The organism is Pseudofrankia saprophytica (assembly GCF_000235425.2).
Lineage (GTDB): Bacteria > Actinomycetota > Actinomycetes > Frankiales > Frankiaceae > Pseudofrankia > Pseudofrankia saprophytica.
In genome coordinates this window covers 5906884-5920383 of the sequence record NZ_KI912266.1, presented here as the reverse complement: position 1 = coordinate 5920383, position 13500 = coordinate 5906884, and the positions used below count along the sequence as shown (strand labels likewise).

Annotated in this window: 12 protein-coding genes; 8 read left to right on the top strand and 4 right to left on the bottom strand. The window is 69.1% G+C overall.

The window, feature by feature from the left end:
• Positions 1 to 293: 293 nt before the first annotated feature.
• Together FRCN3DRAFT_RS0225025 and FRCN3DRAFT_RS46150 are read right to left on the bottom strand one after the other, a co-directional pair.
• Complete coding sequence (locus tag FRCN3DRAFT_RS0225025; protein ID WP_007515042.1) at positions 294 to 1637, bottom strand: ABC transporter substrate-binding protein; 1344 nt, start codon at positions 1635 to 1637, stop codon at positions 294 to 296.
• A 395-nt stretch (positions 1638 to 2032) separates the two neighbouring features.
• Positions 2033 to 3037, bottom strand: coding sequence for an LLM class flavin-dependent oxidoreductase (locus FRCN3DRAFT_RS46150; protein ID WP_232794137.1), 1005 nt, complete (start codon positions 3035 to 3037; stop codon positions 2033 to 2035).
• 424 nt (positions 3038 to 3461) lie between these two features.
• Between FRCN3DRAFT_RS46150 and FRCN3DRAFT_RS0225015 the strand changes: the two genes are divergently transcribed.
• The 8 genes from FRCN3DRAFT_RS0225015 (at position 3462) to FRCN3DRAFT_RS0224980 (ending at position 10445) form a co-directional block, all read left to right on the top strand.
• On the top strand, positions 3462 to 3644 hold the full coding sequence (locus FRCN3DRAFT_RS0225015; protein ID WP_007515040.1) for a hypothetical protein: 183 nt from the start codon (positions 3462 to 3464) through the stop codon (positions 3642 to 3644).
• Positions 3641 to 5314 (top strand): class I adenylate-forming enzyme family protein, encoded by a 1674-nt coding sequence (locus tag FRCN3DRAFT_RS0225010; protein WP_007515039.1) that lies wholly within the window; start codon positions 3641 to 3643, stop codon positions 5312 to 5314. The genes FRCN3DRAFT_RS0225015 and FRCN3DRAFT_RS0225010 overlap by 4 nt, the downstream gene beginning before the upstream one ends.
• Complete coding sequence (locus FRCN3DRAFT_RS0225005; protein WP_007515038.1) at positions 5311 to 5799, top strand: Zn-ribbon domain-containing OB-fold protein; 489 nt, start codon at positions 5311 to 5313, stop codon at positions 5797 to 5799. Before FRCN3DRAFT_RS0225010 ends, FRCN3DRAFT_RS0225005 begins: the two co-directional genes overlap by 4 nt.
• A gap of 4 nt (positions 5800 to 5803) precedes the next feature.
• The gene (locus FRCN3DRAFT_RS0225000; protein ID WP_007515037.1) at positions 5804 to 7015 is read left to right on the top strand and encodes a thiolase family protein; all 1212 of its coding nucleotides are present in this window, start codon (positions 5804 to 5806) and stop codon (positions 7013 to 7015) included.
• 8 nt (positions 7016 to 7023) lie between these two features.
• Complete coding sequence (locus tag FRCN3DRAFT_RS0224995; protein ID WP_007515036.1) at positions 7024 to 7464, top strand: HAD family hydrolase; 441 nt, start codon at positions 7024 to 7026, stop codon at positions 7462 to 7464.
• Positions 7436 to 8596, top strand: coding sequence for an amidohydrolase family protein (locus tag FRCN3DRAFT_RS0224990; RefSeq protein ID WP_007515035.1), 1161 nt, complete (start codon positions 7436 to 7438; stop codon positions 8594 to 8596). Before FRCN3DRAFT_RS0224995 ends, FRCN3DRAFT_RS0224990 begins: the two co-directional genes overlap by 29 nt.
• 180 nt (positions 8597 to 8776) lie before the next feature.
• Complete coding sequence (locus tag FRCN3DRAFT_RS0224985; RefSeq protein WP_007515034.1) at positions 8777 to 9814, top strand: integrase core domain-containing protein; 1038 nt, start codon at positions 8777 to 8779, stop codon at positions 9812 to 9814.
• Between the two features lie 151 nt (positions 9815 to 9965).
• Positions 9966 to 10445, top strand: coding sequence for a transposase (locus tag FRCN3DRAFT_RS0224980; RefSeq protein WP_232794136.1), 480 nt, complete (start codon positions 9966 to 9968; stop codon positions 10443 to 10445).
• A 53-nt stretch (positions 10446 to 10498) separates the two neighbouring features.
• Here FRCN3DRAFT_RS0224980 and FRCN3DRAFT_RS0224975 read toward each other — a convergent pair whose 3' ends face one another.
• Together FRCN3DRAFT_RS0224975 and FRCN3DRAFT_RS46145 are read right to left on the bottom strand one after the other, a co-directional pair.
• On the bottom strand, positions 10499 to 12001 hold the full coding sequence (locus FRCN3DRAFT_RS0224975; protein ID WP_232794135.1) for an FAD-dependent monooxygenase: 1503 nt from the start codon (positions 11999 to 12001) through the stop codon (positions 10499 to 10501).
• Positions 12002 to 12385: 384 nt separating this feature from the next.
• Complete coding sequence (locus FRCN3DRAFT_RS46145) at positions 12386 to 13129, bottom strand: integrase core domain-containing protein (protein ID WP_007515029.1); 744 nt, start codon at positions 13127 to 13129, stop codon at positions 12386 to 12388.
• Positions 13130 to 13500 lie beyond the last annotated feature (371 nt).

The window sequence follows — 13500 nt, the reverse complement described above, 5'->3', positions numbered from 1 at the left end:
TGATCAGGAGGTCGGCGTGGCTGGCGGCTCGCCGACCGCGTCCCGGCTCGTCCGCTGGATGAAGGAGTCGACTCTGCACGCCTACAGGAACCACATCCGGCTCTGTCGCGGGCGCGGGCCAGTCGTCACTGACCGTAGAACGCAGTGGTGGCCGGCAGGCCGACAGGCGGAACGGCCCGTCGCGGGTGACGGGCCGTTCGGGGCGGGGAGGTGCTGGGCGGGACGACGAGGCCGCCCCGCCCGGCAGGCCAGTTCAGCTCAGGACTGTCGTGTCGTCAGGTCGGGAACAGCGGTCAGCTCGAGATCGACGTGTTGCCGAGAACCTTGTACTCGGCCGGCTCGCCCTTGTCGTTCAGGGTCGTTGTCAGGCCACCGAGGACGCATACGGCCGGCTCCGCCGGGATGGCCTTGCCGTTGCAGCGGAAATTGAGCCCGCCGGCGCCGGGCAGTTCGGTCTCCTTCATCGCCTGGATGGTCGCCGTGACGGTCGTCGGGGTGATGTCTCCGGAGATACCTCGCAGGGCCGACTGGAAGCCGGCGACAAGGCTAAACATGATCATGGCGTCCTGGCTGCTGAGATCGATGTTGGTGCCGTAGGTCTCGGCGACCTTCGTGTAGAGGCGCATCGACGGGCTGTCCGGGCCGAGCGGAGCGGTGGCGCTGACGACCATGCCCTTCAGCGTGCTGCCGGGGACCGCCTTGCGGGTGGCGTCGGTGACGCACTGGGAGATGGCGCTGATGGTGCCGGTGAAGCCGACGGCCTTGAGGCCGTTCATGGCGCTGATGCAGAAGGCGTCGTTGCCGATGATGAAGACCTCGTCCGAGCCGTTGTCGGCGATCTGCTGCATCTGGGGGGTCATGTCGGCGGTGCCGGGCGCGACGCGGACGAGCTCGTAACCGATGCCGGCCTTCTGGAACAACGGCGGGGCGATGTCCTGCGCGGAGTGCAGCGCGGCAGGCACATCGATGACGACCGCGGTGACCTTCTTGTTGCCCTTGTCCTTGGCGACCTGGATCGGCAGGTCGATGACGGCGAAGGTCGGGTTGCCCAGGACGAACGTCGTCGGGCTGGCAAGCAGGCCGGGGTCGCTGGAGCCGTAGAGCATGACGGGGATCTTGGCGTCGTTCAGGGGCTTCCAGGCGGACTCGACGACGCCGGAGGTGCCGATGAGGACGGCGGCGACGCCCTTCTCGATCATCTGGTTGCCGCAGTCGGTGGACTTGGACAAGTCGTTCTGGGTCTCGCAGATGGTGATCTCGATGGGCCGGCCGCCGATCCCGGACTTGTGCTCGTTGAGGTACTTGACGGTTGCCTCGGCGACCCTGTTCTGGATCCGCAGGTCGACGGTCGTGCTGGCCCCATCAGTGATCACACCGATCTTGACCGGCGCGCCCGTCGCCTTGGCGACCGGGCCGAGGATGTCCGTCTGGCTGGCGGAGCCGCTCGCCGCGGGGGTGGCGTCGCCCTTGTTGTCGGAGCCGCTACCGCAGGCCGACACAAAGGCCAGGCTCGCGGCCAGAACCGCGGCGCCGGCCAGCCGTAACCCAGTCGGGTGCGTGGGCGCCTGCCTGGATGCGACGGGCCGGGGCGCTCGCGCGGGCGCCCGCCGATCGGCCAGTTTCCAGATGTTCGACATGTTCTCCACCTTGTCGTCGACGTTTGGAGGTTGCGAAAGAGTGCCGAACCGTTCCCGAGGGGCGGTTGGCTGACTGGTTGGACAAGAGTCCGGATTGTCAAAAACCTTCGGATCGTGACTTCGCTGACGTGTCTGCTGCTCGGATACGCCTGGCGCGAGGTTTCGGCCGCTGGGACCGCTCTTGCGGCGACCTGGTGGTCGCGATGTCGCGCCGCAAGCGCCTACTCAGTTCTTGCGTCGATTTCCATGGCCGCGCTCGGCGAGCTCGATCGCCGCGCTCGGCCCGTCACGCTGCGTCGTCGTGGCGCAGCGGATCCTCCTGGCCGGGCCGCCCGCTCGTCGTCGGTCAATCAACGGCCAGCTCCCTCGAGGCCGCCGTCTGGTCCCCCTCGGGTTCACCAGCTGATCTGTCGGCTCATCATCGGCGCCATAGCCGTGGCCGTCTTCGCGGATTCGGCCAAGTGCTTGCCCGTTGCGGCCAGCGGACGGAGCGCTGCATCTCCGGGCTCGCTCCTGGCTCGACGAGCCGGTGAGTCGTATGTCCAGACCCGCCCCACAACAGCGAGATGCTGTTCCTTGGGCTGATCGCTCTGGTGACGTGACTTCGAAGGGCTGGATCGGCCTGCCCAAAGCTTTGGCTCAGAATTCTGGGCAGAGCGTCGCGAGGAATGCCTGCGTCCCCGGCCGCCATGAAGGTCGCCGACGTCCCCGGCGTCCCCGTGCTGGAGCAGACGAAGGTAGTTCGGCGAGTGCTCGGCGTGCCCGAGCGTCGTGTTCGCGGACCCGCGTGCGGCGTTGACCTCATTGGCCGAGCACAGAGCCACGGGAACCCCGGCGACGATCCGCGGCGCCGGCCGCCCGGCATCGCTGGCGGCCTTGGTGACGCGCGGGACCATGTGGTCACCGATGGCCCTCGTCCGCCATCCACAGAATGTTCCGGAGGCATGTTCGCAGGAGATGTGCAGCATCATGGGTGCCAGCGCCGCGACCAGGATCGGTGTCGGGGCGAGGTCGGTGACGTCGAGCGGGCTGTGCACCCGGCAGATGTCGTTGTCGACGTCGATCCGACCCGGCCCGGCGAACGCCGCGTTCAGCACCTCGAGGTAGCTGCGCACTAGGTGGGCCGGACGCCCGTAGGGGAGGCCGAGCTGTTCCTCGACGATCCAGTGGTGAGACGCCCCCATTCCCAGCGTGAAACGTCCTTCGTAGACCGTCTGCGTTGACAGGACCTGCTGGGCCATGGCGACCGGATGGCGAGTCTGGACGGGCACGACCGCGGTCGCGAGCTCGATGCGACTCGTCGCCTGCCCACAAGCGCGATCGTGGTCAGCGCGTCGAAGTAGCCGGGAATCTGCGGCACCCACATCGAGGTGAACCCGACTGCTCGGCGGCCTGTGCATCGGCAATAAACCCGGCCACCCGCTCGGAGTACCGCCTGTCCTTGTCCAAGCCGATCATCAGACCAACGCGCATCCCGGCAACCTCCGCGAAAGCCGTACGTATTGAATACACCCCGCGCCGCCGCCATTCGAAGATCAGCTCTGGGTGTTCCGGTCGACGGCTGGTGCGGCGATACCGTTCGGGGAAGCGGCTCGAACCGACTCGGCGACGCGGTCGAGCCTAGCGTTGGCGCCGCCCTGGTGCCGGACATTGGCTGCTACCAGCAAGGACTTGGCCGAACGCGCAAAGACAGCCACGGCCCGGCTGCCGATGATGGGCCTTGATAGGCCAAAGGGCGCGCGATCACAGCGGTCCCGTGAAAGCAGTGCGCCCGGAGGCCCCAGCGACGCCGGCCGCGTCGCTGGTGGACTCAGGAGGGCATGGATGGTGCTCGCACCGGAACTGATCGTCGATGCGGACAGTCACATCACCGAGCCGCCGGGCGTGTTGACTGCTCGGGTGCCGGCGACGTATTGGCGGGATGTGCCGCCCGTGGTGCGGCAGGGCGCGGCGGACACGTGGGTGCTTCACAGTGAGCGGTTGGCGCCGGCGGGGGCGGCCCGATGAGCGAGGACCCCAAGGCGGTCTTAGCCAGGCTCCGTGCGCGGACGATGTGGCAGGCGCTCGTCGCATCCGCGGAGCGAGTCCCGGACCGCGCCGCGCTGGTTGCCGCCGATGACGGTGGGCGTGTCCAACGGCTGACCTACGCCACGTTGGTCGAGCGGGCGCGGGCGTTGTCCGCGGGCCTGGCGAGCATCGGCGTCGGCCGCGGCGACCGGGTCGTGCTGTGGATGACCAACACGCCGGAGTGGGTTGTCTCGCACTTGGCCTGCATGCGGCTCGGTGCGGTGACGGTGCCCGTCAACACCTTTCTGACGCCGGCCGAGGTCTCCTACGTCATCGCCCAGTCCGGCGCCCGCCATGTGATCATGGTCGATGGATTCCGGACGCTGCGCATGCCCACGATGCTCGCCGAGATCTGCCCGGAGTTCGCGACCGCGAACCTGCCGGGGCACCTGCTCAGCGCCCGCGTCCCGGACCTGCGCAACGTGGTGGTCTTCAACCGGGGTGGCGGCCGCCACGACGGCGCCTTTGATCTCGCGGCACTGGAGGCGGTCGGCCGCGACCGCGACGGTGACCCGAGGGCCGCGGACGCCCGGGCGCTTGCCGATCGCATGGAGCGGCAGGTGCTGGGCGGTGATCTGGCGATGGTGAAGTACACGTCTGGCAGTACGGGATTCCCGAAGGGGGTGATGCTCGAACAGGGCGGTGTCGTCGCCAATGCGACGTTGCACTCCCGCCGCGTCGGGATCGACGGCCGCGACGTTTTCTTCAGCATGATGCCGTTCTTCCACGGCGGTGGCAGCATCTGGGGCCTCATGACGATGCTGGTGAACGGCGGGACGCTCGTCTTCACCGAGGCGTTCAACGCCCACCTCGGCGCCGAACTGGTCGAGTCCGAGCGGGCCACCGTGATGTTCGGGGTGCTCCCAGTGGAGGTCGCGCGGGCGGCGATCGAGGACGGGCGTGATCTGTCGTCGCTGCGGATCGCCGCGGTGCCGGATGAGGCTGCCCGCCGGGTCATGCCCAACGTCACGTTCACCTTCGTTCCCTTTGGCCTGACCGAGACGTACGGCCCGGCGTCGGTGACGGGTCCTGACGATCCGCCCGGCAAGCAGCGCACGACGGGGGGCCGCCCGCTGCCGGGCAACGAGTTCCGGGTCGTCGACCCGGTGACCGGCCTCGATGTGCCCCCCGGAACCGTCGGCGAGGCATGGGTGCGCGGCAACGTCATGCGGGGCTACTGGAACAAGCCCGAGGAGACCGCTCGGGCCCTCGACGCGGACGGCTGGCTGCGCAGCGAGGACCTCGTCGTCATGGACGCCGATGGTTACGTCACCTACGCGGGACGGCTGAAGCTGATGCTGAAGGTCGGCGGAGAGAACGTCTCGGTGGAGGAGGTTGAGAAGGTCGTCGTCAGCCACGAGGCCGTCGACTACTGCGGCGCGGTCGGCGTGCCCGACCGGCGCAAGGGGGAGGTGGTGCGGGCTTACGTCGTCGTGCGGCCCGACCGTCATCTCGACGCCGACGATCTGCGCTCGTGGCTCGAGACGCGTCTGGCCCGGTTCAAGATGCCCAGGGACATCGTCTTCCTGGACGAGCTGCCGCGGTTGGCCAACGGCAAGCTCGATCGGGTGGGCCTGGCCGGGCGGGCCAGTGACGAGGTGGCGGTGTGACCGGCATAGCCGACGCGGCCGAGGTGGCCCCCGCGACCCACGCGACCGATGCGGAGGTCTTCGCCGCGTTCCCTGCGGTCCTGATCGACCGCGACAACATCGAGCACTACCGCGGGCTGCTGGCGCGACGGCTGCTGATCAACCGGTGCGCGGCCTGCGGCTGCTGGGTGTACCCGCACCGGCCGCTGTGCCCGAAGTGCTGGTCCTGGGACGTCGTGCCCACCCAGGTGAGCGGTGACGGATCCGTGTTCCTGTGCACGCTGATCCACCAGGAGCGGGACCCGGGCGCGGCGCCGGGGGAACCGGTGCCGACCGCGGCGGTGGAACTTGTCGAGCAGCCGGGGCTGCGCTACCTGGCGCCGATCGTGAACTGCCCTCCCGACCGGGTCCGGCTCGATATGCCGGTGCGGTTGACGTGGGTGGATCGCGACGGCGTCGCGTGGCCCGCGTTCCAGCCATCGGGCCTGATCGAGGGCGGGAGGTAGCGGCATGGCACGAAACCCGTTGAAGGACCAACTGGCCGTGGTCGGCGTCGGGTCGACGCCGTATGGCCGTGACCTGAAGCGCACCGAGCTGTCGCTCGCCCTCGAGGCGGCCGTCGCCGCCATCGAGGACGCCGGTCTCGACCGGCAGGAGATAGACGGCATCTGCGGCACCGGTATGGACCCGCTGGCCATGGGCGGATCGGGGTTCCTGACGCTGCAGGGCGCGCTCGGGATCGAGAAGACCACCTGGCAGAAGAACGGGTGGCTCGGATCGTGCTTCGTGTACGCGGCCGAAGCGGTGTTCTCCGGGCTCTGCGACATGGTCCTGGTCGTGCAGGCCTACACCCGTGGGATCGGGATGTCCCGGTCCGCCGCCGCCGACCCGTTCCGTGCCCGGTCGGCGCAGCTGCGCGCGGCGGGGGGCCACACGATCGTCGGCCAGAACGACCCCGCCCGCCGCTGGATCCACTCCGGTGAGCCCTATGCCGCGTGGATGGCGCGCTACCTGCACGACTACGGGGCGACGAAGGACGTCTTCGCCCGCATCGCGGTGAACAACCGCACCCACGCCGCCACGAACCCGCGGGCGGCCCTGCGCACCCCGATCACGATGGAGGACTACCACGCCTCCCGGGTGATCTGGGAGCCCATGCAGATGCTCGACATGGACGTGCCGGTCGACTGCGGGGAAGCGCTCATCATCACGACGGCCGAACGGGCCAGGGACCTGTGCCACGAGCCGGTGTACATCCACGCCATGTCGCTGGGCGGGTCACGGGTCGGGGAGTACTACGACAACAGCCTGGGCTGGACCGAGAACGCCCTGTGGATCTCCCTGGCCGGCCTCCGGGAGCGCAGTGACCTGACCATCGACGACCTCGACCTGTTCTTCCCCTACGACGGTTACACGATCGACACGGTGGGGTGCATCGAGGCCGCCGGTTTCTGCAAGCCGGGCGAGACCGCCGACCTGCTGGCCTCCGGCTGGGACGCCGAGGCGAACATCTACCGGCTGGGCGGGCACACGCTCGTCTCGACCAACGGCGGCGCGCTCTCGCACGGACGTGCCGGAGGCTTCAACTTCTACACGGAGGCGGTGCGGCAGCTGCGCGGTACCGAAGGGGACCGCCAGGTTCCGGACGCCAGGACGGCGCTGGTCTGCGCCGGCGCGAGCTTCTTCCACGACCCCGCGGCGGTCATGCTGCGTACGGACTGAGCGCGGCGATGGAGGCTCGTACGCTCGTCAGCTTCGACATCGACGGCACCCTCGAGACGGGCGACCCCGCCGGACCACTTCGACTGGCCTTCGTACGGTGGGCGCGGGCGCGGGGCTACGTGATCGGTAGCTGCTCCGACCGCACCCTCGGCGAACAGTCGGCGATGTGGGCTCGCGCCGGGATCGTGCCCGACTTCGTCAGCCGCAAGCACGAGCTCACGGCGGTCCGCGCGGCCTGGCGCTGCCAGCGGTTCGTGCACATCGGCGACACCCGCGTCGACGAGCACTTCGCCGCGCAGGCGGACTTCGAGTTCATCTTCGTTTTCGACCTCGCTAGCCGGCTCGCCGCCATCGACCTAATAACGTGTTCGCCGGATTCCAGCCCGGCGTCGACTGGTGCTGTCTTAGGAGGCATGAACCATGGAGAAGATCTGGGCCAACTCAGGTGACTCCCATCTCGTCGAGCCGGACGATCTGTTCGACCGGAGCCTGCCCTCATCGCTCGCGGCGCGGATGCCGCGCAGCGTCAAGGACCCCGACGGCGGCTGGGAGACGATCCACGTCGACGGGCAGGAGTTCCGCCGTCGCATGCCCCGGCCCGGTGCGAAGCTCATCGACGCGAACGGCCTGTCCGTCCCCGAGCGGGCGCCTGGCGCCAACGACAAGGAGCTGCGGCTTGTCGACCTGGACGCCGAGGGCATCTGGGCCGAGCTGATCTACCCGTCGCTGGGGATGTGGACCTCGTCGATCCGCGGCCCGGAACTGCTTGCGGCAGGTGCCCGGGCGATCAACGACTGGGCCATCGAGTACCAGCGCTTCTCGCCCCGCTACGTCTGCGCGGCCACGATCCCCTTCCTCACCGTCGACTCCGCGGTGGCCGAGGTCCGGCGGGCCGCGGGGCTCGGCTACCACGCCGCCTCCCTGCCGGTCACGCCGCTGATCGACGGGGACGACTGGCATCGCGAGTCGTGGGAGCCGCTGTGGGCCGCCCTCGCGGAGACCGGCCTCGTGATCGGGTTTCACATCGGAAGCGAGCCGCATGACGCGTCCGCCCGAAACGGCACCTACTACCGAGGCCCGGGAGGCGCGCTGCTGAACTACATGGAGACGACCTACGGCGGCCAGCGGGCGGTGTCCAAGCTGATCGCCAGCGGCGTGTTCGACCGGCATCCGTCACTGCGGGCGATCGTGTCCGAGGGCGGCGCCACCTGGGGTCCGTTCGTCGCCGACCGGCTCGACGAGGCATACCGGCAGCACGCGTCGGCCGTCCACCCGCGCCTGCGGCGGCTCCCGAGCGAATACCTGTACGAGAACATCTACGCGTCCTTCCAGCACGACCGCTCGGCCGTCGCCGCGGTGACGGCGATGGGCTGGCGCAACGTGTGCTGGGGCAGCGACTACCCACACATCGAAGGCACCTTCGGCCACACTCAGCGAACGCTTCATGAGCTCGTCGGCGATCTCGACCCCGCCACCCGTCTTCGAATCACGCAGGGCGCCTTCCAGGAACTGTTCCCCCACGTGCCGCCCGCCCCGGATGACGGGTTGTCGCCCAGCCCGCTCCAAGCCGCGGCGCGGTGACGCCGTCGCAGATCACCAAACAAGGCTCGACCCTGGGCCCTGCGCGAGGTTACCGCCTTGAGGACGCACGGCCCCGGCCTGTACCGTGCCAGAACTCGATGTCGGGCCGCTGACCTGCGGGTTCGCCACCAGGCGCCGTGGGCATGATCGCTGTCATGGGGCTGCGGTTGGTACTTGTTCATGGTGCGGGTGTTCGGCTGTCTCGTGCTGCTCAGCCGCGGCGACGCGGCGCGGACGGCGGAGCTGCTGGTGTTGCGCCAGGAGGTGGCGGTGCTGCGTCGCCAGATCGGGCGGCCCCGGTTCAGCTGGCCCGACCGGGCCCTCCTGTCCGCGCTGGCCCAGTTGCTGCCGCGGGAGGTTCGGGCGTGCCGGCTGGTGACCCCGGCGACGCTGCTGGCGTGGCATCGCCGCTTGGTCCGCCGACGATGGACCTACCCGCACCGGATGGGCCGCCCGCCAGTGGCTGACGAACTGCGGGCGCTAGTGATCCGCCTCGCCCGCGACAACCCCACGTGGGGTCATCGCCGTGTCCAGGGCGAACTGCTCGGCATGGGGTATCGGATCGGCGCGGGCACGGTACGTCGGATTCTCGCCGGTGCGGGTCTCGGCCCGGCGCCACGCCGCCAGGCCGACACCAGCTGGCGTACCTTCCTGCGAGCCCAGGCCGGCAGGCTGCTGGCGACCGACTTCTTCCAGCTGGACACCATCGTCCTACGCCGGCTGTACGTGCTGTTCGTCATGGAGATCCAGACCCGCCGTGTCCACGTCCTAGGCGTAACCGCCCGTCCGACCGCGGCATGGGTCACCCAACAGGCACGCCACCTGGCCATGGACCTGGACGGACGCCTCGACCGGTTCCGGTTCCTCATCCGCGACCGGGACGCGAAATACCCTCAGGCATTCGACGACGTGTTCGTCTCCGAGGGCGTGCAGGTCGTGCGCACGCCGCCGCGGACACCACAGGCGAACTGCTACGCCGAACGGTTCATCCGCTCCATCCGCCAGGAGTGCACCGACCGGATCCTCCTCCACGGGCAATGCCACGCCACCGCGGTGCTCGACGACTACGCCCGCCACTTCAACGACCACCGGCCCCACCAAGGGCGAGACCAGCGCCCGCCGAACCACGACCCAGCCACCGTCATACCCCCCGACGGCCCGATCCGCCGCCACAAGATCCTCGGCGGCGTGATCAACGAGTACCACCGGGCCGCCTGACCAAACAGCGAAACCACAGGCCAGGCACCCGAATCGAGTTCCGGCACGCTACAGGCAGTTCCTACGATCCCTGGCCTCGACGACGCTGGCCGTTGACTTCTTCCACGTGGACTGCACGGTGACGCTGCGGCGTCTGTACTGCTTGTTCGTCATGGAGGTCGGCTCCCGTTACGTCCACATCGTCGGCGTCACCGCCCACCCGGACGGGCCGTGGACCACCCAGCAGATCCGCAACGTCCTCATGGACCTTGGGGACCAGGCAACCGAGTTCCGCTTCCTAATCCGCGACCGCGCCGGACAGTTCGCCGCCTCGTTCGACGCAGTCCTCGCCGACGCAGGCATCACCGCGGTGAAGATCCCGCCTCGAGTTCCTCAAGCAAATGCCTACGCGGAACGGTTCGTCCGCACGGTTCGGGCCGAGGTCACCGACCGCATGCTGATCTTCGGCGAACGGCGCCTGCGGGCCGCCCTGGCCGAATATGCGCTCGACTACAATGGGCGACGACCCCGCCGCAGCCGTGATCTCAAGCCGCCGCGGCCCGACCACCCCATCGCCGACCTGACCAGCGAACGGATCAATCGCCGGCCCGTCCTCGATGGTTTGATCAGCGAATACGAACGAGCCGCGTAAAAGCCCAGCTCAACGCAGGTGGCCGAGTTCTGGAACCCCACAGGTGCGGCGGCTCAGCTTCCCGTGCAGGTCGCGAGAGCGGTCTGGATGTCCGCGGACGGATCGGTGGATGCGGCTCGGCTGCGCCACGCGACATGTCCATCGGGACGGACGAGCACCGCCCCGTCGGGCGCGACGCCATACAGGCCCGGCCAGGTCGGTTCGGCGACGACCCGGCTGTCGACGAACGCCCCGGCGGTGCGCGCGGCGGCGTCGCGCCAGACGTGGCCAGGCTCTGCGGTGAGCAGCACGAAGCGCTGGTCGAACAGATCGATGGTGGACGTGCCGTCGGCCAGCCACAGATGCGGCGCCCGGCAGCCGGGGGCTGCGGTCGGCTGGTAGTCGGCACCGGGCGGGTCGGCGTCGGGGCTGCCGTCGTCGGCGACGACCGGCGACGTGTACTGATAGCCCATGTCGATCTGAGCCAGGCCGCGTCCGCTGAACGGCGCGCCGCTGCCGGCGAAGACCCGCGCCCAGGCAGCGCCAGTCTCGTCGGCGTTGCGCAGCCCGACCGCTTCCCGCTCGACGGCGTAGCTGTCCAGCAGCCTCTGGCCGCCATGTCCGCGGACGACGGCGGCGATCTTCCAGGAAAGGTTGTGCACGTCGTGCATCGCGGCGCTGACCCCGGTCGCGCCGACGGGCGGGAAGCGATGCGCGGCGTCGCCGACCAGGAAGACCGGGCCTTGCGCATACTGGTCGGCCGACTGGGCGCCGGCCGTCCAAAGGCCGGTGGCCGTTACCTGCACGGCCAGGTCGGGAAGGCCGAGGATCCGCTGCACGACCGTGGCCGGATCCTCGCCGGCGGCGATGGGGCCGGGTTGGTTGATCACCCAGCGATCGTCGGCGTGGGTCCAGATCAGCGCCGCGCCAGCGGCGGCGAGAAAGTAGATCCCCCGCGGCCGAGGACCGGTCAGCGCGCTCAGGTCGGCCCGGAAAGCGATCATCTTCTGCTGGCCGAGGTCGTCCGGCCCGTTCATGCCGATCTGCAGGTCCTGGCGTACGCCGCTGCGGGCTCCATCGGCAGCGATCATCCATCGGGCCCGGATCTGGACGCGACATCCGGACGCCTGCTCGACGACAGTGGCCTGTACACCGTCCTCCACTGCGCGGAACGAGTCCAGCAGCATGCCCGGGCGCAGCCGCGCGTGCGCGTGGCTGCGGGCGTGGTCTCGCAGGACCGCCTCGAACACGTCCTGCGAAACTGCCAGTCCCTCGCACGGGCTCACGGTGGTGGGACCGGGTGACGGCACGTCCTCGTGCAGCGGGGGGCTCGCCAGATCGACTCGCCATTCCGCGCCCGGGGTGATCGGCAGCTCCACTGCGCGCAGGTCCGGTTCGACACCGCAGACGCGCAAAATCTCCATCGCTCGGGAGTGCACGCCGCGGGCCCGGGGCAGCGGCGACGCCTCGAGCCGTTTGTCGATCAGCACGGAGTCGACGCCGTGGCGGGACAGCAGGAGGGACGCGGTCAGTCCAGCCGGGCCGCCGCCGACGATCAGCACAGTCGTCTCGACCACGCCAGAATTCATATCTCTGCTCGCTTCGTCAGAGTGCAACTATGATATCTGGCGAGATACTATCCGCCTCCGGAGGTCTACCACGCCCTCTTCATCGAATGGAGCTGGACTGCCGCGTGGTATGAACACTGGCTCGCCGGCACCCTGATCACAAAATTCATTTTCCAGAAACCCCGGCCTCGTCGGTACCCCGCGCAGGGACGGTCAGGCCGGCCATCGCCGCCGGGCGGCATTTCGGGTCAAAAATACACGATTGCGATCGGGGACCTCACCGCGAGTGGTCACGATGACCATCGTCTCGTCAGGAGAGTTCAACCGGGACGTGAACGCGGTCAAGCGAGCCTGAAGGGTGCAAGTGTGCGATTTCACCGGTCGGAGCCTTGATCATGCGGCTCGTTGGTATTCGTGGAGGAGGCCGCCGAGGCGGTCGATGCGTCTGATCGGGCCAGCCGGATCGCCGGTCGGGGTCTGCGCGGTGGGGGTGTCGAGGTCGATGCCTCGGTGAGGTCGAGCGGTGTTGTAGTGCTTGACGTAGGTCGACAGGACCTGGTCGGCGTGGCGCCGGTTCCAGATCAAGTTCCAGTCCAGGCGCTCGGCGCGGACGGTGCGGATCCAGCGTTCGGCGAAGGTGTTCGCCCGCGGCGCCTGGACCGGCGTCCTGAGGATCCGAATGCCCTCGTCGGTGAAGACCTCGTCGAAGCCGGCGACGAGCTTGGCGTCCCGGTCGCGGATCAGGAACCTGTACGGCCCGGCGGCGTTGTCGCCGAGCTGATAGGCGAGGTTTCGGGCTTGTTGAGTGATCCAGGTGGTGGTGGGGTGGGCGGTGACGCCGGCGAGCCAGACGTGGCGGCGGTCGGGCTCTACGAAAAACCGGACGTACAGCCTGGCCATGGTGACGGTGCCGAGGGTGAGGAAGTCGCAGGCGAGTATGCCGCGGGCCTGGCTGCGCAGGAACTGCGACCAGCTGGGACCTGCGTCGCGGCGGGGGGCCGGGCCAATACCGTGGCGGCGAAGGATGTTGCGGACCGACGTGGCCGACACGTGGACCTGCAGCTTGCGGCATTCTCCGACGATCCTGAGGTAGCCCCAGCGGGGATTCTCTCGGGCGAGCCGGAGCACGAGCTGCACGTCGCGTCCTCGAGCCGGCGACCGTGACGCCGCTGCGGGTGGGTCCAGTGACGCCGGACCAGCTCGCGGTGCCAGCGCAACAGGGTTGCGGGGGTGACGAGAAACGTCGACCAGCGTGGGCGGGGGAGGAGCTGGGCCAGGCTGGCCAGCAGCATCCGATCGGACGGCGAGTATCGCGGCCGGGCGACCTGGCGACGTAGCACCGCGATCTGATGGCGCAGGACGGCGATCTCGACGTCCTTCTCGTCCGGCCGCCCGCCCAAGCCGGCCATGCCAAGCAGCCTGCGCACCATCAGGAATACCACCGTCGACACCATGACTCGTCATGGTCCCCGACGACCATTCGCCCAGATCAGCGCCCCTGACCGTCC